Below are 24177 nucleotides of genomic sequence, written 5' to 3'. Positions count from 1 at the left end.
GAGCAATCCGCCGCGACCCGGCTCACGCTGTCTGTGCCGCCGGGCGGAAGCGACGCAGGCGCAGACTGTTCAGCACGACGAAAACCGAGCTGAAAGCCATCGCAGCCCCGGCGATCATGGGATTGAGCAGGCCGGCGGCGGCCAGCGGAAGGCCCGCGACGTTGTAGGCGAACGCCCAGAACAGATTGCCGCGAATGATGCCGAGGGTGCGCCGCGACAGACGTACGGCGTCGACGGCCGCGGTCAGGTCACCGCGCACCAACGTCAGATCCGAGGCCTGAATGGCCACGTCGGTGCCGGCGCCCATGGCCAGCCCCAGATCGGCCTGCGCCAGCGCGGCCGCGTCGTTGACCCCGTCGCCGACCATGGCCACCGAGTGGCCCCGCGCCTGCAACTGCTTGACCACGTCGACCTTGCCCGCGGGCAGCACCCCGGCCTCGACCTCGGTGATCCCGACCTCGGCGGCAACCGCGGACGCCACAGCCGGCGAGTCACCCGTGACCAGCATCGGCGTCAGCCCGAGCCGCCGCAGACCGGCCACCGCCGCCGCACTGGTCGGCCGTACGGCATCAGCCAGCGCGATCCACCCCAGCACAGTCCCGTCCGCCCTGACCTCGACCCACGTGGCCGCCTCGGCGCCGGCCGACGACCCGGGCCCACCGGCCGCCACCACGATCTCGCGACCCTCGACCATTCCCCGTACGCCGACACCGGCCGTCGCCCGGAAGTCCGTGACCGCGGCCAGCGGCCCGACTTCACGCGCGGCGTCCGCGATGGCCCGTCCGATCGGATGCTCGGAAGCGGCCTCGACCGCACCCGCCGGACCCAGAACCGCTGAGCCGGCCACGTCGGACGGGTCCGTCGACTCGGCCGGCCGGGTGTTCGGGACCACGGCGACCACCGACATGCGGCCTGTCGTCACCGTGCCGGTCTTGTCCAGGACGATCGTGTCCACGCGACGGGTCGACTCCAGGGCCTCGACCCCCCGGATCAGAATTCCCATCTGGGCACCCCGGCCCGTCCCCACCAGCAAGGCCGTCGGCGTGGCCAGGCCCAGCGCGCACGGGCAGGCGATGATCAGGACGGCGACGGCCGCGGTGAAGGCCGCTGTCGTGCCGCCGCCCGTTCCGAGCCAGTAGCCGAGCGTCCCCACCGCCAGCGCGATCACCACCGGCACGAAGACGCCCGAGATGCGGTCGGCCAGACGCTGGACGGCCGCCTTGCCGTTCTGCGCCTCCTCGACCAGGCGGGCCATCTGCGCCAGCTGCGTGTCGGCGCCGACCCGGGTCGCCCGGACCACCAGCCGGCCGCCCTCGTTGATCGTCGCGCCGGTCACCGGGTCGCCCGGCCGCACCTCGACCGGGACCGACTCGCCGGTCAGCAGGCTCACGTCCAGGGCCGACGATCCCTCCTCGACCACGCCGTCGGTGGCGACCTTCTCCCCCGGACGTACGAGGAACAGCGTTCCCACGGCGAGATCAGCGGCCGGCACGACCCGCTCGTGACCGCCGTCGAGAACGGTGACGGTCTTGGCCCCGAGCGACAGCAGCGCCCGCAGCGCGTCGCCCGCATGCCGTTTGGCCCGCGCCTCCAGATAGCGGCCGGCCAGCAGGAACGTCGTGACCCCGGCGGCCGCCTCGAGGTAGATCGCGTCCCCTTCGCGAGCGGTCAGCGAAAAGGGATGCGACATTCCCGGCATGCCCGCGTCGCCCAGGAACAGCGCCCACACCGACCAGCCGAACGCGGCCAGCGTGCCGATCGAGACCAGCGTGTCCATCGTGGCGGCGCCGTGGCGGACGTTGACGAAGGCCGAGCGATGAAAAGGCCACCCCCCGTACGCCACCACGGGCGCGGCCAACGTCAGCGACAACCACTGCCAGTAGTCGAACTGCCAGGCCGGCACCATCGCGAGGACGATGACGGGAACACTCAGCGCAGCGGAGATCAAAAGCCGGTCGCGGAGCGTGTCCCTCGCGGCCTCGGTCTTGGCCACTTCGAGGGGCTGGGGCTCGGCCGCGGTGTAACCGGTCTTCTCGACGACCGCGATCAGGTCGGCCGCGGTGAGCGCGGACGGCACGGAAGCCCGGGCCTTCTCGGTGGCGTAGTTCACGGTCGCGGTCACGCCGTCGAGCCGATTCAGCTTCTTCTCGATGCGGTTGGCGCACGCGGCGCACGTCATCCCGCCGATCTCCAGCTCGATCACCCGCTCCATGCCCCTACCCTATACCCCTTGGGGGTACCTGACACGAAGGCAGCTCCGGGGAACCACGGCCCAGCTGGTTGGTGACCGCGTCCTTCTGCCGGGTCAGGTCCTCCACCTCGCGCTTGGCCGGGAGGCGCGGGTGGGCCCCAAAATGCGAAGGGGCCGCCCGAAGGCGGCCCCTCCCAGCGGTGACTCAGGCGGCGGACGTCTTGACCAGGGTGCGGATCTGCCGGAGCAGCACCGACAAGGCGGCCAGCTCGGCCGGGGTGTCGGCGACGTTGCCCATGGCGTTGGCCGCCCGGGCGATCGAGGCCGCGTTGACGCGTTCCCACTCCGAGACCCGTTCGTCGGCCGTGGCGTCGGACGGGGTGGACTGCAGCACCTCGGCGGTCAGGGCGGCCAGGGCCGCGTACAGGTCGTAGCGCAGCGCCATGCGGGCCAGCGTCTGCCACCGGTCACCACGCGGCAGGTACGAGATGTGGGAGAGCAGCTGGTCGATGTGGAAGCGCTCGGACAGGGCGAAGTAGACCCCGGCCACCTCGACCGCGGGCTTGCCCGTGCCGGCGCCGGTCTCCAGGATGTCGAGCAGGCCGAAACCGTAGTTGCACCACGTGACCCGTTCGGCCAGCTCCATCGGCACGCCCTGGTTGACCAGCGTGGCGATGTGCTCGTCCATCGACCGGCGCTCGATGCCCCGCAGCACCTGCGGCATCTGCGGCAGCAGCGACTGCACCCCGGCGCCCAGTTTGGCGATCTCGCCGGCCACGTCGATCGGTGAGCGGCGGGTGCTGACCAGCCACCGCACCGCCCGGTCGAGCAGCCGCCGTGATTCGAGGAAGACCAGCGTCTGCGCCTCGGTAGGCACCTTGTTGTCGAGCGCCTCGGCGTCGGCCCAGATGCCGGCCAGCCCGTACGCCTCCCGAACCACCGTGTAGGCCCGGATCACGTCGGCCGCCGAGGCCCCGCTCTCCTCCATCGCCCGGTAGACGAACGACGTGCCGCCGCGGTTGACCACCTCGTTGACCAGGACGGTGGCGATGATCTCGCGGCGCAGCCGGTGCCCCGTCATCCGTCCGGCGCAGCGTTCGCGCAGCGGCGTCGGGAAGTAGCGGCTGAGCACCTCGTTGGTCCACGCCTCGTCGACGATCTCGTCGGCCAGCACCTCGCGTTCCAGGCTGATTTTGACGTACGCCAGCAGGACCGCGAACTCGGGAGCGGTGAGCCCCTCCCCCGCGTCGTAACGGGTGGCCAGTTCGGCGTCGGTCGGCAGCGCCTCCAGTTCGCGGTTGAGCTGCCCGCTCGCCTCGAGGTCGTTGAGCAGCCGCCGGTGCACGGGCAACAGCGAATGGGCCTGGGCCCGGGCGTTGCCGAGCGCGTTGGCCTGCTCGTAGTTGTCCCGCAGGACCAGCGCGGCCACCTCGTCGGTCATCGCGGCCAGCAGCTCGTCGCGTTCGGGCAGGGTCATCTCGCCGTCGGTCACCGCGCCGCCCAGCAGGATCTTGATGTTGACCTCGTGGTCGGAGCAGTCCACCCCGGCGGTGTTGTCGATGAAGTCGGTGTAGATGCGCCCGCCGGCCCGCGCGAACTCGATGCGCCCACGCTGGGTCAGCCCCAGGTTGCCGCCTTCGCCGACCACCCGCACCCGCAGCTGGCTGCCGTTGATCCGGATCGCGTCGTTGGTCTTGTCGCCCACGTCGGCGTGCGTTTCGGCCGCCGACTTCACGTAGGTGCCGATGCCGCCGTTCCACAGCAGGTCGACCGGTGCCCGCAGGATGGCCCGCATCAGTTCGACCGGGCTGATCGTGGGCGCCTCACCGAGGTCGAGCGCCGCGCGCACCTCGGCCGAGACGGGGATCGATTTCGCCGTACGGGGATAGATGCCCCCGCCGGCCGAGAGAAGCGAGCGGTCGTAGTCGTCCCACGAAGAACGCGGCAGGTCGAACAGCCTTTTCCGCTCGTTGAAGGACTCGAGAGCGGACGGGTTGGGGTCGAGGAAGATGTGCCGGTGGTCGAACGCGGCCACCAGCCGGATGTGCTCGCTGAGCAGCATGCCGTTGCCGAAGACGTCACCTGACATGTCGCCCACGCCGACCACGGTGAAGTCCTCGCGCTGGGTGTCGACGCCCAGGTCGCGGAAGTGCTTCTTGACCGACTCCCACGCGCCGCGGGCGGTGATGCCCATCTTCTTGTGGTCGTAGCCGGCCGAGCCGCCGCTGGCGAACGCGTCGCCCAGCCAGAACTCCTTGGACACCGAGATCTCGTTGGCGATGTCGCTGAACGTGGCCGTGCCCTTGTCCGCCGCGACCACCAGGTACGGGTCGTCGCCGTCGTGGCGCACCACGTCGCGGGGTGGGATGATTTTGCCGCTGAGGATGTTGTCGGTGACGTCGAGCAACGCCGTGATGAAGCGCTTGTAGCACTCCACCGCCTCGTCGCGGTCGCCCGGCTTCTGCTTGAGCACGAAGCCGCCCTTGGCACCGACCGGCACGATCACCGCGTTCTTGACCATCTGCGCCTTGACCAGGCCGAGCACCTCCGTACGGAAGTCCTCGCGCCGGTCCGACCAGCGCAGACCGCCCCGGGCCACCGCGCCGAACCGCAGGTGCACGCCCTCGAAGCGCGGCGAGTACACGAAAATCTCGTACTTGGGCCGGGGCTGCGGCAGGTCGGGGATGGCCTGCGGATCGAGCTTGAAGGCGACGTACGACTTCGGCCGGCCGTCGGCTCCGCGCTGGAAGAAGCTGGTGCGCAGGGTGGCCTGGATCAGGGTCAGGTAGGACCGCAGGATCCTGTCCTGGTCGAGGCTGTCGACGTCGTCGAGCAGGGTGGTGACACGCTCGACGAGCTCGTCGGCGACGCGGCCGCGCTGGGCCTCACCCGCCTCCAGCCGCGGCGAGAAGCGGGTCTCGAACAGCCGGACGAGCAGACGCGCGATCTCGGGGTAGGCGATGAAGGTCGACTCGAGGTACCGCTGCGAGAAGACCGACCCGGTCTGGCGCTGATATTTCGCGTACGCCCGCAGCACCACCACCTGCCGCCAGGTGAGCCCGGCCCGCAACACGAGCTCGTTGAACCCGTCCACCTCGGCCTCACCCCGCCAGGCGGCCGCGAACGCGTTCTCGACCTGCGGGCGTACCTCGGACAGCTCACGGTGCGCGGCCGGCGGCTCCAGCCCGAAGTCGTACAGGTAGATCGTGCCGTCGGTGCGCCGGATCTCGTGCGGCCGCTCGTCGATCACCTGGACGCCCAGCGAGTGCAGCACGGGCAGCACCGCGGAGAGCATCATGGGCTCGCCGTACCGGTAGACCTTGAACCGGATGTCGTGGTCGTCGGCCTCGAGCACGCCGTCCCGCCCGGGCCGCCGCTTGCGATAGAGGTGCATCTCGAGCTGCCCCTCCTCCTCGAGCAGCTCGAGTTTCGCGAGATCCTGCATTCCCTCGTACGGGGTGTGGCCGTCCTTGTAGCTCTCGGGGTAGGCCGTCGCATAACGCGCGAAAAGATCGCGGGCGGCCTCCTCGCCCAGTTTGCGCTCGAGCACCAGCGAGAAGTCGTCGTCCCACATGCGGGTGGCGTCGGCCAGCATCTCGGCCAGGGTGTTGGGGTCGATCTGGCCCGGCGGGTCGGCCGGATCCGTCCGCACGATGAAGTGCACCCGGGCCAGCATCCGTTCGGTGACCCGGGTCGTGTAGTCGACGCCCACGCCGTTGAGCTCGCGCAGCAGGATCTCCTGCATGCGCAGCCGGTTGCCGGTGGTGAAGCGGTCGCGCGGCAGGTAGATCAGGCACGAGATGAACCGGCCGTACCCGTCGCGCCGCAGGAAGAGACGCAGCTGGCGGCGGCCCGCCATGCGCAGGACACCGATCACCGCCTCGTACAGGTCATCGGTCTTGATCTGGAAAAGCTCGTCCCTCGGGTACGTCTCGAGGATCTGCACCAGGTCCTTGCCGGAATGCCCGCGCGGCGACAGGCCGGAGCGGTCGAGCACCTCGCGCACCTTGCGCTTGACCACCGGCAGCTCGCGCACGCTGGTGCGGTAGGCCGACGAGCTGAACAGGCCGAGGAAACGGCGCTCGCCGACGACCTCGCCGGCCTCGTTGAAGACCTTGACGCCGATGTAGTCGAGGTAGGCCGAGCGGTGCACGGTGGCCCGCGAGTTGGCCTTGGTGATCACGAGCAGGCGCTTCTCCAGGGCCCGCTGGAACGCCTCGTCGGCCATCGTGGACAGCTTGCGGGGCTTGCTGTCGCCGCGCAGGATGCCCAGGCCCGAGCCGGCCACGGCGGACAGCAGGTCGCCGTCGAGGCGATACTCCCGGTAGCCCAGGAACGTGAAGTGGTCGTGGGCCAGCCACTTGAGCAGCTCGATCGAGTCGGTGACGTCCTTGTCGGGCACCGGCAGCTTGCGCTCCGACCCGCGGGCGGCGGCCAGCTCGTCGGCGATCACCAGGGCCCGCTGGCGCATGCGCGGCCAGTCCTCGACCGCGTCGCGGACGTCGGTCAGCACCCGCTGCACCTCGTTGAGCAGCTGGTCGCGGGCCTCGGTGTTGCGGATCGGGTCGAGCTCGATGCGGATCCAGCTCTCGACCAGGTCGCCCTCGATCGCGTCGTCGGGCTCGACGTCGGCGGCCAGCTCGGCCAGCGCGCCCAGCGGCTCCCGGCGCACCACGATCAACGGGTGCACCAGCAGATGCACCTGCTGCTGGTGGGCCGAGAGCAGCGCGATCACCGAGTCGACCAGGAACGGCATGTCGTCGGTGACGATCTGCAGGATGGTGTGGCACTGCGACCCGCTCGGCGGCGTGATCGCGAGCTTCAGCTCACCCGGGAGGCGCGTCGCGGCCAGCTCACGGTGGCTGATCGCGGCGTCGTACATCTCCTGCGGGGTCAGCCCCACCAGTTCTTCGTCCGGCGCGAACCGCCAATACCGCCCCACGAGCGAGGCGGTGGCATGGTCGTCGCCGGCCACCTCCACCGCCTGGGCGATGAGCCGCTCCCCGTTGGGCAGCGTCTCGTCGAGATCGCCTTCCTCGGCACTGGCGCCGAGGCGGCCGGTCAGGGCTAACCCCGGCCCGGCGATGAGATCGTTGTCGGCGTCGGTTTCGGTCGCTGCCTCGTCGGCGACAGCCATGGCTCTGGCGCTCCCCTCACCCACGACACTGTGGGCTCGAACGTTTCGAGGACAGCCTAGAGCCCCGGGCCGGGCACTAGGACAGCCGCGGTGTGAACGGCCCGATGAGCGGCAGATTTGACCTATCTCACCGGAGTGGGGTCAGCGGAACGTGCACGAGTTCACTACCGTCTCCTACATTCCGGCCGGTACCCGGCGAAAGGGGTTCTCATGCACCGCGGTCCGTACCGATCCGTGCACCGCGCCGCGGGGGCGGCCGTCGCGCTGGCCCTGGTGGCCGGTGGCCTGGCCGGGTGCTCCAAGGACGGCCCCGAGGGCACCCTGGAGGACTTCGTGGCCGGCTGGAAGGCCGGCGACCTGAGCAAGGTCGGCTTCGTCGGGGCCGACGGCGGCAAGATCGCTGCGCCGGCCGTGCTGGAACAGATCAAGGCAGTCTCCGGCGACCTGGCTCGGCAGCCGCTCACGGTCACCGCGGAGGGTGAACCGCAGACCCGGGGGGACGACGCCACCAGCGCCCTCAAACTCGACTGGAAGCTACCTGGCGACGTCGCGTGGTCCTACCAGAGCACGGTTCGCCTGACCAAGCAGAACAGCGACGGCTGGCGCGTGGTGTGGGAACCGTCGGTGCTGCACAACGACCTCACCAACGGCGACAAATTCCAGGTGACCCGCCTGCCGGCCGACCGTGCGAGCATCCTCGACAGCGCGGGCAAACCGATCGTCAGCCCGCGCCCCGTGATCATGATCGGGGTCGAGCCGCAGAAGGTGACCGACCTGGCCAAGCTGCGCGCCGGGCTGGCCACCGAGTTCAAGAAGATCGGCGTCACGGTCGACACGGCCAACCTGGCCGACCGCATCAAGAACGCCCAGCCGCAGTCCTTCCTCGAGCTGATCACACTGCGCGAACCCGACTACAACAAGATCCGGCCCGGGCTGCGGGCGCTCAACGGCACGGCCTTCATCAAGGAGGACAGGCCGCTCGCGCCGAGCCGGGTCTTCGCCCGCGCGCTGCTCGGCACGGTCGACGCCGCCACCGCCGAAGACCTCGAGAAGAACCCGCAGACACTGGTGCAGGGAGACACCGTGGGGCACGGCGGCCTCCAGCAGAAATACGACACCGCGCTGCGCGGCACGCCCGGCGTCTCGGTCACGATCAGCGGCGGCACCGACGGCGACGAGGCCGACAGCACCGGGCAGGAGGAATCGGTGCCCAAGGCGCTCTTCATGACCGACCCGGTAGCGGGCAAACCGATCAAGACCACGCTCGACGTGCAGACGCAGAACGCGGCCGACCAGGCGCTGGCCGCCGAGAAACAGCCCAGCTCGCTGGTCGCCATCAAAATCAGCGACTCCTCGGTGCTCGCGGTGGCCAACGGACCCGACGGCGGCGGAGTCAACACCGCCCTCACCGGCCAAGTCGCCCCCGGCTCGACGTTCAAGGCCATTTCCACGTACGGGATCCTGCAGAAGAAGGCCGCGACGGCCGACTCGGTGGTGGCGTGCCCCAAAACCGCCGTGGTCGGCGGGCGCCAGTTCAAGAACTCCCACGACATGGCCCTGGGCAACGTGCCGTTCCACGTGGACTTCGCGAAATCGTGCAACACGGCGTTCGTCGGGCTGGCCCCGAAGCTGGGCGCGGACGGCCTGCGCACGGCGGCGGAGGCGGTGGGCTTGGGCGGCCGATGGGATCTGGGCGTCGAGGCCTTCAGCGGCAAACTCTCCCCCGCCGACAGCCCCACCGAACTGGCCGCGGCCACATTCGGTCAGGGCGCCACGGCGGTGAGCCCGCTGGCCATGGCGGGCGCCACCGCGGCGATCGCCCGCGGCCAGTTCAAGCAGCCCAAACTCGTGCTCGACCCGGCACCGGCCGCGCCCGCCGCCGACGGGGCCGCCCTCGACCAGGCGTCGGTGACGGCGCTACGCAAAATGATGCGCGAAGTGGTGACCAGCGGCACGGCAACGGCCCTGCGCGGCGTCCCGGGCGGCGCGGTCTTCGGCAAGACCGGCACGGCCGAGTTCAGCGAGGCCACCGAGGACACCCACTCGTGGTTCATCGGCTACCAGGGCGACGTGGCCTTCGCCGTGATGGTGCAGAAAGGCGGGGCCGGCTCGGAAGCCGCGGTCCCGATCGTCTCCCGTTTCCTGACCAACCTGGCCAAGTAGCCGCTCAGTTCTCAGCCGCTCATTCTCAGCGGCTCAGTTCTCAGCGGCTCAGTTCACGCCGGCTCAGTTCACACCGGCTCAGTTCACGTCGGCCGGCGCACCCGACCCGAGGTCGAAGGCGGGGCGCTGGGCCGGCAACGAGAACGGCTCCTCGTCGTTGACCCGGGGCCGCAACATGCCGGGCCGGGTAGCAGGCAACGGCTCGGAGTCCAGCAAGGGCGCCGACCCGAGCGGCCGCGGCACCAGCCGCACGGGCGCTTCCCCCACCCCGCCTGACGCGGCGTCGGCCCCCGGCTGACCGTCGTCCCGCAGCCCCGAACCGTCCGGCTCGCCGTCGACCAGCTCAACCTCAGCCGACTCCACATCGATCAGCTCGGCGTCAGCCCGCTCAGTGCCGATCAGCTCGGCCTCAGCCGCCTCGACGTCGATCAGCTCGGCGTCAGCCGACTCCACGTCGACCCGCTCGGCCTCAGCCGACTCCACGTCGATTCGTTCGGCGTCAGCCGACTCCACGTCGACCCGCTCGACGTCAGCCGACTCAGCGACGATGTGTTCGGCTTCGGCCGGCTCCATCGCGATCGGCTCTGCTTCAGCCGGATCCGCGTCGACCACTGCGGCGTCGGCTGGCTCTACCGCGGCCGGATCCGCGGCTTTGAGCGGCTCGCCGGTGTAGGCCCCGTGATGCGCCTGGTTTCCCTCTTCGAGGTGCTCGACCCCGGTTGGGTCCGTGTCGTCGGCCCATGGGTCCACGGGATACGCCTCGTCGGCACCTGCCGGGGCCCCGTCCTCCGCGGAGCCGGCCGCCTCAACATCGTCCGCGGCAGCGGCATCGCCGGTTTCGCCGCCAGCTGACCACGTGCCCACACCATCAGCGAACCCGGCGCCCTCAGCGTCGGGTCCAGCAGCCACGCCGTCAGATCCGGCGGCCTCGGAGTCGCTGGCCGCGGCCTCGGGTGCGCCAGCCACGGCACCGGGTGCGGCAGCCACCGCATCGGAGCCGGCGGGCACGGCGTCAAGTGCGGCAGCCACCGCATCGGAGTCAGCGGGCACGGCGTCGGGGCCAGCGGGCACGGCGTCGGGGCCAGCGGGCGCGGCGTCAAGGTTGGCGGCTACGGCATCGCCGTCGTGGGGACCGGACTCGGCCTCGTCTGGACGGGCGATCGTCGCGTCAGGCGCGTCGGCGGTGTCGCCGTCTCCCCCGCCGAAAGGCTCGACGTCATCGCCCGCTTCCTCGCGCAGGCGTGCATCCTCGTCGGAGCTGGGCGAACCCTCGTGCTCGGATGCGACCTCGTCCGCCTCCTCGACGCCGAGCAGAGTCGTCGCGGGCAGGGCGACCTCGTCGGACACACCCTGCGACATCCCGGTGGCGGCCAACGAGACGCTGTCGCCCGCGGCCGCGGCCCGGCGCTGCTCCCGCTCGTGCTCCTCGTCGGACCCGCCCGCCGACGCGGCCGGACGCCGCAGACCACCCGGCTGGGACCCACCCCGGTTGAGGCCCGCTATGAGCGACTCGGCCCGGCCCACCCGCGGATTGGGTGAACGCGGCCGGATGAGCCCGGCCGCGCCGGCGTCACCGCGGTTCAGTCCCACGCCGCCTTCGCGGTTGAGTCGGCCGGGCGCACCCGCTTCGCCGCGGGTGAGCCCGTCCAGGTCGATGTTGCGGTTCAGCCCGCCGAGGTCGCGGTTGAGGCCACCGGACTCACGACCCAGCCCGCCGGGCTCCCGGCCCAGGCCGCCGCCAGGTCCAAGACCGAACGCGCCGGGCTCGCGGTTGAGGCCGCCGGACTCACGACCGAACGAGCCAGGCTCTCGCTTGGGGCCGCCAGACTCACGACCCAACGAGCCAGGCTCGCGGTTGAGGCCGCCGGTCTCGCCGGGCTCACGACCCAGCGCGTCAGGCCCGCGGTCAAGACCGCTGGTCTCACTGTTCGAGCCGGACTCACGACCCAGCCCGCCGGGCTCCCGGCCCAGGCCGCCAGGCTCACGACCCAGCCCGCCAGACTCGCGATCGGGTTCGTCGGAGTCGCCGCGGTTGAGGCCGCCGGGGCCGCTGCCGGCGCGGTCCAAGCCGGCGAGCAGCGACTCGGCCCGGTTGAAGCGCGGCGCCGACGGCCCCAGCCGGCCCGGTCCTTCGGTGTCCGGCGCCGAGGGCTGGGCGACGGCGGGTTCGTTCAGGTCGGCCCGGGCCGCGATCAGGTCGGGGCGCGGGGTCACGGTGTGGGCGTTGGCCAGGCCGGCCGTGATGGCGCTGACGATCTCGGCCGCGTACGAGCCGTCGGGGTCGTAGTCGGGGTCGAAGACCGTGATCTCCACGCCGAGGCAGTGCGGCGACTCCACCAGCCCGGCCAGCAGGATTTCGAGCTCGGGGAAGGCGATCCCCCCGGGCGACGGCGCGTCGACGGCCGGCATCACGGCGGGGTCGAGCACGTCGACATCCATGTGGACCCAGTAGCCCGCGCAGTCGACCAGTTGGTCGCGGGCCCATTGGGCGCTGCGGGCGGCGCCTTCGGCCCGCAGGGCGGTCACGGGGCGGGTCACGATGCCGGCCGCCTGCAGGTCGAGGCGGTATTCGTCTTGGGCGCGGATGCCCATCACGACCACGTCGACGTCGCGGAAGTAGGGCCGGCGCCCTTCGATCGCGGCCAGGTCGGCCTGGCCGCGGCCGGTGACCAGCGCGAGGTCCTCGCCGGCGGCGGCCCCTACGTAGGAGGCGTTGCCGGGGTGCCGGAAGTCGGAGTGCCCGTCCACGAAGACCAGGCCGATGCGCCCGCCGACGGAGTCGCCGAGCCGGTTCATGGCCAGGCCGGAGCCGAGCAGGATCGAGCAGTCGCCGCCGAGGACGACCGGGAACTCGCCGGCGTCGAGGATGCCGCCGATCCGGTCGGCCAGCGCCCGCGAGTAGGCCGCGATCTGGGCCGCGTGGGCCACGCCGTCGCCCGGCCGCCAGTCGCCCGCGTCGTAGCGGGGCGGGGTCAGGCAGCCGGCGTCGCGGGCGTCGAGTTTGCTGATCAGCCCGTGGTCACGGAGAGCTCCGGGCGCCTTGGCGCAGCCCGGCACCGACGTCGCGGTCGGCGGGCGCAGACCGAGATTGGACGGTGCGTCAAGGACGGCGATGCGGCGCACGGAGCGGCTCCCTGGCTAGAAGAGGGCGCTGGCCAAGGCCCGTCGGGCTCCGGCCACCGCGGGATCGTCGGGGCCGGCCACGCTGAACAGCGACAGCAGGTGCTTGCGTACGGCGTCGCGTTCGTCGCCGGAGGTGCGCCGGACGAGGGCGACGAGGCGAGCGTAGGCCTTGTCCGCTTCCCCGCTGAGCACTTCGACGTCGGCGGCGAGCCGCTGCGCGTCGATGTCGTCGGGCGCGGCGTCGGCTTTCGCGATGGCGCCGGCGGCGTCGGCTCCGGAGATGCGGCGGTAGAGGTCGACCTGGGCCAGGCCGGACTCGGCGGCCGCGTCGGCCGGGTGCTCGGCCAGGATCTTGCGGTAGGCCGCCTCGGCCTCGTCGAGGTCGCCGCCCATCAGCGCGTCGTCGGCCGCGTCGAGCCGCGGGTCGGCGTCCGGCTCGACGGAGATGCCGCCCGCCTTGAGCACCGCGTCGACGTACTGCTTGATCTGGGACTCGGGCAGCACCCCGGTGAAGCCTTCGACGAGCTGACCGTTGACGACCGCGACCACCATCGGGATGCCCTGCACCCGCAGCGCCTGGGCCAGGCGGGGGTTGGCGTCCACATCGACTTTGCCGAGCACCCAGGAGCCGCCGCCCGCCTGCGCCAGCCGTTCGAGGATCGGCGACAGCTGCTTGCAGGGCTCGCACCAGTCGGCCCAGAAGTCGAGGATGACGGGGGTGCTCAGGGACCGTTCGAGGACGGTGGTCTGGAAGTTGGCCTCGGTGACGTCGATGATCGTCTCGGGGCCGGCACCGCCGGGCAGGCCGCCGGGGATGGTGCCGGACGGGCCGTCGTGGTTCTCGTGCGGGGCCGCGCTGCCGGGCGCGGGATTTTTCGCCGGGGACGCAGCCGGGGCGCGCAGCGCGCTGAGATCGACCGCGCCGCGGGTGAAGATCGACGGAGTGGTCCGTGGGTCGCTCATGGTTACCTAGTCTCGCACGCAGACGAGGCGCTCCGCCGCGCCGATATCGGACGTCACAGGGGCGTGTTTCCGCCGATCCTCGGCCCTGCCGGACGGTTGCGCAAGATCCGCCCGACAGGCGACGCTTTTGTCCGATTCGATCGAGGTCGGCCGGGAACGGAGCCCCTAGAACCGCGCCGGTTCCCGATAGATGCCCCACTCGTCCTTGAGCACCCCGCAGATCTCGCCCAGGGTCGCCTCGGCCCGCGCGGCCTCCAGCATGGCCGGGATCATGTTGTCGCCCGTGCGGGTCACCTCCACCATCCGGTCGAGCGCGGCCTTGACCCGTACGGGATCTCGCTCCGACCGGCGGGAACCGAGCGCCCGGTTCTGCTCGAGCTCGACCTCGTGCGAGACCCGCAGGATCTCGAGCTCCTTGGCCACCGTGGCGGTGTGCACGTTGACGCCGACGGTCCGCTTGTCGCCCTTCTCGACGGCCTGCTGATAGACGAAGGCCGAGTCGGCGATGTGGGCCGTGAACCAGCCGTCCTCGATGCCGCGCAGGATGCCGGCGGTGATGCTGCCGTCCTCGCCCAGTTCGCGGATGCGCGCGAAGATCTCTTCGGCCTCGGCCTCGATGCGGTCGGTCAGCTCCTCCAGATACCACGAGCCGCCGAGCGGGTCGGCCACGTTGACCACGCCGGTCTCCTCCATGATCACCTGCTGGGTGCGCAGGGCGATCTCGGCCGACTCGTCGGTGGGCAGGGCCAGCGTCTCGTCGAGCGCGTTGGTGTGCAGCGAGTTCGTCCCGCCCAGCACGGCCGCGAGCGCCTCCACCGCCGTACGGACGACGTTGTTGACCGGCTGCTGGGCGGTGAGCGAGACGCCGGCCGTCTGCGTGTGGAACTTCAGCCACAACGCCTTCTCACTGGTGGCGCCGTAGTCGTCGCGCAGGTGGCGGGCCCAGATGCGCCGCGCGGCCCGGAACTTGGCGATCTCCTCGAAGAAGTCGATGTGCGCGTCGAAGAAGAAGCTGAGCCCGGGCGCGAACTGGTTGACGTCGAGCCCCCGGCTGAGTCCCAGCTCGACGTAGCCGAAGCCGTCGGCCAGCGTGTACGCCAGTTCCTGGGCGGCCGTCGAGCCGGCCTCGCGGATGTGATAGCCGCTGACCGACAACGGCTTGTAGCGCGGGATCTCGGCCGCGCAGTACTCCATGAGGTCGCCGATCAAACGCAGGTGCGGCTCGGGCTGGAAGAGCCATTCCTTCTGCGCGATGTATTCCTTGAAGATGTCGGTCTGCAGCGTGCCGTCGAGCTTGTGCAGGTCGGCGCCTTGCCGTTCGGCGGCCACCAGATACATGCAGAAGATCGGCACGGCCGGGCCCGAGATCGTCATGCTGGTCGTGGTCTGCTCGAGGTCGATGCCGTCGAAGAGCACGTCCATGTCGGCCGCGGAGTCGATCGCGACGCCGCAGTGGCCGACCTCGCCCGCCGACTGCTGATCGTCGGAGTCGCGGCCCATCAGCGTCGGCATGTCGAACGCGACGCTGAGCCCACCGCCGCCGGCGGCCAGGATCATCTTGTAGCGCTCGTTGGTCTGGCGCGCGTTACCGAACCCGGCGAACTGCCGGATCGTCCAGGTGCGCCCGCGATAGCCCGTCGGGTAGAGCCCCCGCGTGTAGGGGAACTCGCCCGGCCAGCCGATGCGCTCGAACCCCGGATAGCCCGCCTCCGGCGGTGGCCCGTAGACCGGCTCGACCGTGGCGCCGGAGAGCGTCGTGAAGTCAGCGTCCCGCTTGCGCGCGGCGTCGTAGCGCCGCTGCCAGCGCTCCCGCCCCGCGGCGATGTCGGCAGCATCCATGGATGTCATCCTAGGGCTATTCCTGAACGATCGCTAAGGTCAAAAGAGACTGATCCCGTACGCGTCCTGGCCGCCCACAGAAGCACCAGGGCCGTCCGGGGCCCGCCTCGCGAGCCAGTGGGTGGTCCGGGCCGTTGCGCGGGCTCCGGCCGTGGTGGGTGGTTCCGGTGTCGAAGACACGGCGACGCCCACACCGTGACAGGACAAGGTGTGGGCGTCGCGCGCTTCGGGTGGATCTCAGACCAGGACGTCCAGCGCGTGGTAGAGCCGCGACGTGGTGGTGTCGAGCTGAGCCAGCCGTGCCGCCGGCAGACCCGAGGTGACGGCGACCCGCCGCTCGGCCGCGGCCCGGGTCAGCAGCATGCCCACCTGCGACGAGGCGCGGTCGAGGGAGGCCTGGCGGGCCAGTTCGGCGAACGCGTCGTCCTCGGCGGTCTGCTCGAGGCGGCGGGTGGTCTTGGCGGTGACGGTGGCCGTGCGGACCGCGGTGGCCGCATCGCGGGCGAGGTTCTCGGCGTAGGCGGCGGTCGGCTGCACGGCAGTCACCGCGGGCACGGCGGGCTGGCGCACCTGCGTCACGTTCGGGGCGGCCTCGGAAGGCTTGGCCGCGGCCGCGAGGACTGTCGACTGCAGCGCCGCCGACTGCAACAGAGGGTGAAGATAGGTGGCCGTGGTGCCGGCCGCCTGGGGGAACGTAACCGGGTTGACCATGACGTCCCCTCCTCTCATGACGATGGCGTAGTCCCAGCTTAGGGCGTTGCGAGAGGGTTGCCGATCGGGTCAACGAGGGTAGGCGCGTCACCCGAATGCTCACGGAAAGTGACCGAAAAACTCTCAAGCCACCCGGTGGTCGAGGATCCACGCCTGCGGGTTGCCGCGGCGATAGAGGATCTTCATGACGAGTGGGAACATGGCGTCCCGAATCGCCGCGCCGACCGGCCCGGCGGTCTTACCGCTGCCGTTGCGCCGCCCGACGGCCACCACGCGCTCGACCCGGCGCCGGCGGCGTTGCTCGTAGTCGGCCAGCCCCTCGGCGACTGACGAGCCGGCCGGCAGGCACAGCCCCAGCGTGACCGCGTCCTCGAAGGCCATCGACGCGCCCTGCCCGGACGAGGGCGCGACCGCGTGCGCCGCGTCGCCGATCAGGACGGCTCGACGGGAGTGCCACACCCGTACGCGGGGAAGGTCGTCGGTGTTCCACGGCCCCAGCACGTCGGGCGTGGCCCGGATGATCGCCGCGGCCGGGAAGGCGTCGTCGGCGAACAGCCCCAGCAGGTGGTCCCGCCACGACGCGGACGTGAAGTCCCCGGGCCGCACCGGCTGCTTGCTGGGCGGGTTGGCGAACCACCACACCGAGCCGTCCGGCGCGGCGGTCCAGCCGAAGAAGGCCCGCCGCCCGAAGGCCATGTAGACCATGCCCGGCTCCGGGGTGACCCCGTCGACGGGGCCGGACGTGAACCCGCCCGCGTTGAGCAGCCCCAGGTAGTCCGGGGCCGGGCCGTCGGGGTCGAGCAGTTCCCGCGTCCGGGATCGAATGCCGTCCGCCCCCACCAGCAGCGAACCTTGCGCGGTGGAGCCGTCGGCCAGCGTGACGCTCACCCCGCCCGGCCCTTCGGTGAAGTCGCGCAGAGCTTTGCCGTACGAGAGGGGAATGCCCCGCGCTTGCGCCGCCGCGCGCAGCGCCGCGTAGAGGTCGGCCCGCCGGATCGTGGTGGTGGTCGTGCCGTCGGGCGCGGGGCCACCGAGCGGGAGCACGCCGAGGTGGCGGCCGGCGCCGTTGGTCATGGTCAGCGCGGGGGTCGGGAAGCCCGCGGCGAGCACCGCGGACGGGTCGAGGTCGAGGGCCCGCAGGGCGGTCAGGCCGTTGACGGCCACGGTCAGGAACGCGCCCCGCTCGTCGGCGTCCGCGGCGCGGGCCTCGAAGACGCGGGGCGCCCAGCCGGCCCGGTGCAGGGCGAGCGCGGCGACGGTGCCGGCGATGCCCCCGCCGGCGATCAGGGCAACTGGGTTAGTCATAAAATGACTATCCATCTCATGACTACTACGCGTCAACCCTCTAGGCTTGATCGGTGGCCACCGAACCGCGCCGATCGACGCTCGGCATGCTGCTGCTGGCGCTGCTCACCGAGGCGCCCATGCACCCGTACCGGATGCAGCAGATGATCAAAGAGAGAGGCCAGGACCAGCTGGTCAACGTGGCCCAGCGCAACAGCGTCTACCAGGCGCTGGACCGGCTCGTCAGGGACGGCCTGGCCCGCCCGGCCGGCACCGCGCGCGAGGCCGGTCGCCCCGAGCGCACGGTCTACGAGATCACCGACGAGGGCGCGGCCACGATGCGGCGCTGGCTGGCCGACGCGCTGCCGGCCCCGGCCCGCGAGTTCCCCGAGTTCCCGGCCGCGCTCGCCTTCATCGCCGTGCTGGAACCCCACCACGTACGGGATCTGCTCGCGCAGCGCGTCGAGACGCTGGAGGCGAAGGTCGCCGCCATCCGCGCGGCCGCGCCACCGGGCCTGCCCCGGCTCTTCCTGATCGAGGACGAATACCGTGCGGCCCTGCTCACGGCCGAGATCGCCTGGCTGCGCGGGGTCGTGGCCGATCTGAGTGACGGCACGCTGGCCTGGGATCTGCAACTGATCCAGGACACGCTGCAGGAGTTCGGTTAGAGGCCTTTGATCAGCTCGTCGGCGGCCGCATAAGGGTCGGCCTCCCCGGACGCGACCGCGGCCGCGAGCGCGCCCAGCGCCGTCCCCTGCCGCAGGTCACCGATGCGGGCCCGCAGCACGCCGAGCGCGATCGCCTCGATCTCGACCGCGGCCCGGCGCTCGCGGCGGGTGACCAGGGCGCCGGTCCGTTCGAGCCAGTCGTGGTGCTTGTCGATCGCGCCCGTGATGTCGTCGATGCCCTCGGCCTTGACCGCGGTGGCCCGCACGACCAGCGGCCGCCAGTCGCCGGGGGCCCGCTCCCCCAGCCCGAGCATGCCCTGGATGTCGCGGTAGGTGGCGTCGGCGCCGGGACGGTCGGCCTTGTTGATCACGAAGACGTCGGCCACTTCGAGCACACCCGCCTTGACCGCCTGGATCGCGTCGCCCATGCCCGGCGCGAGCAGCACCAGCGTCGTGTCGGCGAGCGAGGCGATCTCGACCTCGGCCTGTCCGACGCCGACGGTCTCGACCAGGATCACGTCGCAGCCGGCCCCTTCCAGCACCCGTACGGCCTGCGGCGTGGCCGCCGCGAGCCCGCCCAGCTGCCCGCGGCTCGACATGGACCGGATGTAGACGCCCGGGTCGGTGGTGTGGTCCTGCATGCGGATCCGGTCGCCCAGGATCGCGCCGCCGCTGAACGGACTGGACGGGTCGACCGCGAGCACGCCGACCCGCCGGCCCCGGGCGCGCAGCGATCGCACGAGCTCGTTGGTGGTCGTCGACTTGCCGACGCCGGGTGAACCGGTCAGGCCGACCACTTGCGCCCTTCCCGCGTACGGGGCGAGGGCCGCAGCCACCTCGGGCAGCGCGGGGTCGCCGTTCTCGACCAGGCTGATCAGCCGGGCCACCGACCGCACGTCACCGTCTCGCGCTTTGGCCACCAGCGCGGGCACGTCGTGCCGCCGGTTCACGCCCCGGCACTCTTGATGATCAGCGCGTCGCCCTGACCGCCGCCGCCGCAGAGCCCGGCCGCGCCGTACAGCCCGCCGCGGCGCCGCAGCTCGAGGGCCAGCGTCAGCACCAGCCGGGCGCCCGACATGCCGATCGGGTGGCCCAGCGCGATGGCGCCCCCGTTGACGTTCACCATCTCCTCGTCGACCTTGAGCTCGCGCATCGACTGCAGCACCACCTGGGCGAACGCCTCGTTCATCTCGATCAGGTCGAGGTCGTCGACGGTCAGCCCGGCCTTGTCGAGCGCGTGTTTGATGGCGTTGGCCGGCTGCGACTGCAGCGAGTTGTCGGGGCCGGCCACGTTGCCGTGCGCGGTGATCTCGGCCAGCCAGCGCAGCCCGAGCGCCTCGGCCTTGGCCTTGTTCATCACCACGACCGCGGCCGCACCGTCCGAGATGGGCGACGAGCTGCCCGCGGTGATCGTGCCGCCGGGGGTGAACGCGGGGCGCAGCTTGGACAGCGACTCGGCCGTGGCGTCGGGCCGGACGCCCTCGTCGACGTCGACGACCGGGTCCTCCTCGCGCTGGCCCGACTTGATCGGCACGATCTCCTCGGCGAACCGGCCCTCACGCTGCGCGGCGGCGGCCCGCCGGTGGCTCTGGGCCGCGAACGCGTCCTGCTCGGCCCGGGTGATGCCCAGGTGCACGCCGCTGCGCTCGGTGGACTCCCCCATCGAGGTGCCGTCCCACGGGTCGATCAGCCCGTCGTACGCCGTGTGGTCGCGCACCAGCACGTCGCCGAACTTGACGCCTTGGCGCTGGGTCATCAGCAGGTGCGGCGCGTTGGTCATCGACTCCATGCCGCCCGCCACGACCACGTCGAACTCGCCGCAGCGGATGAGCTGGTCGGCCAGCGCGATCGCGTCGAGCCCGGAGAGGCACACCTTATTGACGGTCAGGGCCGGGGTGCTCATCGGGATGCCGGCGGCCACCGCGGCCTGCCGCGCCGTGATCTGCCCGGCGCCGGCCTGCAGGACCTGGCCCATGATGACGTATTGCACCTGGTCGGGGCGGACGCCGCCGCGCGCGAGAGCGGCCTCGATGGCATAGCCGCCGAGCGTCGTGGCCGGCACGTTCTTGAGGTTGCCGAGCAGGCGGCCCATCGGGGTACGGGCGCCGCTCACGATCACCGAGCTGGTCACGGTTGGATTCCGATCTGCCGGGCGGACTCAGGGGAATCTTGAGGGGGGACTCCCGGTTGGCCTTAACGGCCGTTTAGGCCAGACTAATAGGATGACCCAGCCTTCACCTAGCGCCGCCGAGTCTGAGAATGTCACATTCGGCGAGGTCGCGCCTCTGCGGATCGATCACGTGGGGATCGCCGTTCCCGATCTTGACGAGGCGGTGCGCTTCTACGCCGAGACCTTCGGCATGCGGTGCGTGCACGAGGAGACGAACGAGGAGCAAGGCGTACGGGAAGCGATGCTCGCGGTCGGTGACGGCGCCGGTCCCCGCCTCCAGTTGCTGGCCCCGGCCCGGCCCGACTCGGCAATCGCCAAGTTCCTGGACCGCAGCGGCCCCGGGCTGCAGCAGCTGGCCTACACAGTGGCCGATGTCGAGGCCACGTCAGCGGCGCTGCGGGCACGGGGGCTGCGTCTGCTCTACGACACCCCGCGCCGCGGCACGGCCGGGTCGCGGATCAACTTCGTGCACCCGAAGGATGCCGGGGGCGTTCTGGTGGAGTTGGTGGAGCCTGCCTGATTTCGTACGCCTTACGGATGAATCATCCTGACGTGACCGCCCCGGCCTGGCAGGATCTCGGGGCATGGCGGACGGTGCTCGCGGCCCGCACCCGACGATCATCCCGGCGACCCCGGATACAGCAGGTGACACCGGGCCGGACCCCGGTCGCCGGGTGGGTGACGTTCGTCCGGCCGAACGGTGGAGCCGCTCACTACGGGCCAGCTCAAAGCTGATCTACGTGTCTTTTCCGTAGCCGTTCCGCTCTTGCGTGGCTCGTGCGTCTTCGCCAGGATGGCCCAATGCCCCAGCAGCAGGATCAGAATTTGGCATTTTTCGACTCCGCGAATTCTCAGCACGACTTCACCGTGGTGCTCCGTGGATACGACCGCGGACAGGTGGACGCCCACCTCGGCCGCCTGGTCGCCGCGCTCAACCAGTCGTCGCAGGCCCAGGGCGAGGCCGAGCAGCGGATGAACGACGCGCAGCGCCGGCTGCGCCAGGCCGAGCAGCGGCTCAACGCGGTCGAGCAGAAGCTCGCCGACAGCAACAAGCTGCTGGAGGAGAACAACCGGCCGACGCTCTCCGGGCTGGGCACCCGGGTCGAGCAGATCCTGCGGCTGGCCGAGGAACAGGCTAACGATCACCGCAGCGAGGCCAAGCGAGAGTCCGAGGGCATCCTCTCCGCGGCGCGCCTCGAGGCCCGCGAGATCACCGACAAGGCGCGCGCCGAGGCGGCCGCGATGAAGGCCACCGCCGAGCGCGAGGCCGGCCAGGTGCGCACCCACGCCGAGCGCGAGGCCGCCGAGGCCCGCGTGCAGGCCCGCCGCGAGGCCGACACGCTGCGATCCGACGCCGACCGCGAGACCAAGCAGCTGCGTACGGTCACCGCGCACGAGGTGGCCGAGCTCAAGTCGACGGTCGAGCGCGAGGTGGCCTCCCTGCGGGCCACGGCCGAGCGCGAGATCACCCAGCTGCGGGCCAAGTCGTCACGCGAGGCCGAGGAGAAGCGGGCCGAGGCGACCAAGCTGCTGACCGACGCCCGCGACAAGCGCGACAAGGACCTGCAGGCCCTCGCGCTCGAGATCGCCGAGCGCCGTGAGAAGGCCGAGCGCGAGGAGTCGCAGCGGCACGCCGCTCAGGTCAGCGCCACGCAGAAGATGGTGGCCGAGGCCGAGGAGCGGGCCCGCGCCGCCGAGGACCGCTCCAAGGAGATCTCGCAGCGGGCCGAGCAGCGCCGCATCGAGTCGGAGCGCACCGCCGCCGAGACCACCGACAAGGCGCGCGCCCTGGCCGAGAAGACTGTCGGCGAGGCCCGAAGCGAGGCGCAGCGTCTGCTCAGCGAGGCCCGCACCGAGGCCGAGCTGACCACGCAGGCGGCCAAGCGCGAGGTGGAGGACCTGACCCGGCAGAAGGACGCGGTCACCAACCAGCTGGGCCAGATGCTCTCCGGCCTCTCCGGTCTGGTGCCCGGTGTCGGCCCGGCCAAGGCGGCCGAGGCGGTGGCCAAGGCGGCCGAGGCGGCCCCCGCTCAGCGCGCCACCGAGCCGCCCAAGGCGGGCCCCGAGGCCGACAAGCCGGTGGGTGCGAAGACCAACTCCTGATCCCGGCGGCCGGGCCCTCTGCGGTTGCGGGCACCCACCGGGTGCGCGACCGTATGGGTCGCCCGGTCGTTGAGCGAACATCGATGCGGGCCGTATCGGAGTTTCTCCGGTGCGGCCCGATCGTTTGGGGCGCATAGCCTTGCGTCTGCCAAAGTCGCAAGCCGGGTCAGACATATCACAACTAGGCGCATACTCCCCCCGGGACGGTGTGTATCCCCCCGAGGCCGGACGTTGCGTATGTGAGGATGGGAAGCATGTCGCACGGCGGTGAAATTCTTGGTCTCGGCGGGGACGCGGCCACCGAACCCAGCTTCGACATCGCCCTCCGGGGCTATGAGAAGAAGCAGGTCGAGCGGTACGTCGCCCGCGCCGAGAACGAGATCGCCGCGCTGGCGGCCGAGCGCGAGCAGGCCTACACGCAGATGCAGGCGATGAACGCGCAGATCGAGCGTCTCCAGCAGGAGATCGTGCAGGCCCGCAAGCAGGTCGGTCCCGGCCCCGAGGTCTCCTTCCGGCACCTCGGCCCACGTGTCGAGCAGATCCTCACGCTCGCCGAGGAGCAGGCCGAGGCGATCAAGGCGTCGGCCACCGACGACATCGCGGCCCGCCTGGCCGAGGCCGAGCGGGTGCGGGCCGAGGCCGAGGCCCACGCGCACAACGGCATCCGCGACTTCGAGATCGCCCTGGCCGCCCGCCGCGCCGAGGAGGAGCGGGCCGACGCGGCCAAGCGGGCCGCCTCCGAGAAAGCACTGGTCGCGGCCCGGCAGTCGGCCGAGCAGATGCGCACCGAGGCCGAGACCGTGCTGACCCGGGCCCGCGCCGAGGCCCAGCAGCACACCGACCAGGCCGCGCAGGCCGGTCAGCGCACCCGGGCCGAGGCCGACGGCTACGCCCGGTCCACCCGCATGCAGGCCGAGCAGGAGATCAAGGCCCTGCGGGAAAAGACCCAGCAGGAGATCACCGCCCTGCGCACGGCGGCCGAGCGCGACGCGGCCGAGCAGCGCAAGGCCCTCGATCAGGAGACGGCCCAGAAGCGCCAGATCCTCACGCAGGAGCTGGCTCAGCTGCGCGCGGGTGTCGAGAAGCAGTGCGCCGACCTGCGCAGCGAGGCCGACAAGTACGCCGAGGAGGTCCTGCGCCGCTCGGACGAACAGGCCACCGCGGTCCGCAACGAGATCGCCGCCCAGCAGGAAAAGATTGCCGAGGCCGGGCGCGAGCTCGAGGCCGCCCGGGCCAAGGTCGCCGACGCCGAGCGCGAGCTGGCCACGGCCCAGGAAAGGGCGCGGGCCGGCTCCGACGAGGCCGAGCAGGTGCACAAGCGGCTGGCCGAGGCCCGCACGCAGCTCGAGGCCGAGCAGACCCGGCTGGCCGAGGCCAAGCGGGCCGGCGAGGCGGCCGAGCGGCACGCTTCCGACGTCCGCCGCCAGGTGCAGAGGGAAGCCAAGCGGGTGGCCGAGCTGGCCGCCGCCGCCGTGCTGGCCGCGGCCAACGCGCCGGAGGAGCCGGACGACCCGGCCGACGACGACAAGACCGGCCCGGTCGGGGCGCACGCCGCCGACAAGCCGGTGGGCCAGCACGCCGCGGACAAGGGCCAGCACGCCGCCGACAAGGGCCAGCACGCCGCGGGCAAGGGCCAGCACGCTGCGGACAAGGGTCAGCACGCCGCCGATAAAGGCCAGCACGCCGCGGACCAGCCGGCCGGTCAGCCCGTGCCCGGCAAGGTCACGGCATCGGCGAAGGTCACCGTGCCACCCGCCTCGCGCGTGGGCGCCGACGCCGACTGAGGTCAGCGGCCCGAGCCCCGCGTCACGCGCGCGGCCGGTCG

The 24177-nt window shown here is 71.6% G+C and carries 13 protein-coding genes and 1 pseudogene; 5 read left to right on the top strand and 9 right to left on the bottom strand.

Features of this window, described 5'->3' with window-relative positions; all coding sequences use genetic code 11:
- Nucleotides 1-22: 22 nt before the first annotated feature.
- Together BKA14_RS36400 and BKA14_RS36395 are read right to left on the bottom strand one after the other, a co-directional pair.
- Nucleotides 23-2212, bottom strand: a complete 2190-nt coding sequence (locus BKA14_RS36400) for a heavy metal translocating P-type ATPase (protein WP_184955281.1) — start codon at nt 2210-2212, stop codon at nt 23-25.
- Between the two features lie 184 nt (nt 2213-2396).
- Nucleotides 2397-7328: an NAD-glutamate dehydrogenase gene (locus tag BKA14_RS36395; RefSeq protein WP_184955280.1), complete on the bottom strand. Its 4932-nt coding sequence runs from the start codon at nt 7326-7328 to the stop codon at nt 2397-2399.
- 210 nt (nt 7329-7538) lie between these two features.
- On the opposite strand from BKA14_RS36395, the gene BKA14_RS36390 reads away from it, so the two are divergent.
- On the top strand, nt 7539-9491 hold the full coding sequence (locus BKA14_RS36390; RefSeq protein WP_184955279.1) for a penicillin-binding transpeptidase domain-containing protein: 1953 nt from the start codon (nt 7539-7541) through the stop codon (nt 9489-9491).
- Between the two features lie 2183 nt (nt 9492-11674).
- On the opposite strand, the pseudogene BKA14_RS36385 reads toward BKA14_RS36390, so the two are convergent.
- The 5 genes and pseudogenes from BKA14_RS36385 to BKA14_RS36365 all read right to left on the bottom strand — a co-directional run.
- Nucleotides 11675-12614: pseudogene (locus BKA14_RS36385) on the bottom strand (arginase family protein); the annotation flags it as partial.
- Nucleotides 12615-12629: 15 nt separating this feature from the next.
- Complete coding sequence (locus BKA14_RS36380) at nt 12630-13577, bottom strand: tetratricopeptide repeat protein (protein ID WP_184955278.1); 948 nt, start codon at nt 13575-13577, stop codon at nt 12630-12632.
- A gap of 165 nt (nt 13578-13742) precedes the next feature.
- Entirely contained in the window at nt 13743-15416 is a 1674-nt protein-coding gene (gene icmA / locus BKA14_RS36375; RefSeq protein WP_184955277.1) for a coenzyme B12-dependent isobutyryl-CoA mutase large subunit, read from the bottom strand.
- Nucleotides 15417-15653: 237 nt separating this feature from the next.
- Nucleotides 15654-16127: a hypothetical protein gene (locus tag BKA14_RS36370; protein ID WP_184955276.1), complete on the bottom strand. Its 474-nt coding sequence runs from the start codon at nt 16125-16127 to the stop codon at nt 15654-15656.
- 123 nt (nt 16128-16250) lie between these two features.
- Nucleotides 16251-17432 (bottom strand): FAD-dependent oxidoreductase, encoded by a 1182-nt coding sequence (locus BKA14_RS36365; protein ID WP_184955275.1) that lies wholly within the window; start codon nt 17430-17432, stop codon nt 16251-16253.
- 53 nt (nt 17433-17485) lie between these two features.
- On the opposite strand from BKA14_RS36365, the gene BKA14_RS36360 reads away from it, so the two are divergent.
- Nucleotides 17486-18079, top strand: a complete 594-nt coding sequence (locus tag BKA14_RS36360; protein ID WP_239092549.1) for a PadR family transcriptional regulator — start codon at nt 17486-17488, stop codon at nt 18077-18079.
- On the opposite strand, the gene meaB is transcribed toward BKA14_RS36360, so the two are convergent.
- Both meaB and BKA14_RS36350 read right to left on the bottom strand, forming a co-directional pair.
- Entirely contained in the window at nt 18076-19029 is a 954-nt protein-coding gene (gene meaB, locus BKA14_RS36355; RefSeq protein ID WP_184955274.1) for a methylmalonyl Co-A mutase-associated GTPase MeaB, read from the bottom strand. The two genes, BKA14_RS36360 and meaB, sit on opposite strands and share 4 nt — an antisense overlap.
- Nucleotides 19026-20210 (bottom strand): acetyl-CoA C-acetyltransferase, encoded by a 1185-nt coding sequence (locus tag BKA14_RS36350; RefSeq protein WP_184955273.1) that lies wholly within the window; start codon nt 20208-20210, stop codon nt 19026-19028. The genes meaB and BKA14_RS36350 overlap by 4 nt, the downstream gene beginning before the upstream one ends.
- A 91-nt stretch (nt 20211-20301) precedes the next feature.
- Here BKA14_RS36350 and mce point away from each other — a divergent pair, with 91 nt between their 5' ends.
- The 3 genes from mce (at nt 20302) to BKA14_RS36335 (ending at nt 24136) form a co-directional block, all read left to right on the top strand.
- Nucleotides 20302-20769: a methylmalonyl-CoA epimerase gene (gene mce / locus BKA14_RS36345; protein WP_184955272.1), complete on the top strand. Its 468-nt coding sequence runs from the start codon at nt 20302-20304 to the stop codon at nt 20767-20769.
- A 281-nt stretch (nt 20770-21050) separates the two neighbouring features.
- Nucleotides 21051-22352 carry a DivIVA domain-containing protein gene (locus tag BKA14_RS36340; protein ID WP_184955271.1) on the top strand — a complete coding sequence of 434 codons (1302 nt, stop codon included), beginning with the start codon at nt 21051-21053 and terminating at the stop codon, nt 22350-22352.
- Nucleotides 22353-22606: 254 nt separating this feature from the next.
- Complete coding sequence (locus BKA14_RS36335; RefSeq protein WP_184955270.1) at nt 22607-24136, top strand: coiled-coil domain-containing protein; 1530 nt, start codon at nt 22607-22609, stop codon at nt 24134-24136.
- Nucleotides 24137-24177: the final 41 nt, after the last annotated feature.

Origin of the sequence: Paractinoplanes abujensis (genome assembly GCF_014204895.1) — a bacterium.
Lineage (GTDB): Bacteria > Actinomycetota > Actinomycetes > Mycobacteriales > Micromonosporaceae > Actinoplanes > Actinoplanes abujensis.
Note: the sequence above shows the minus strand (reverse complement) of the source record. Positions and strands in the feature narration are given on the sequence as shown.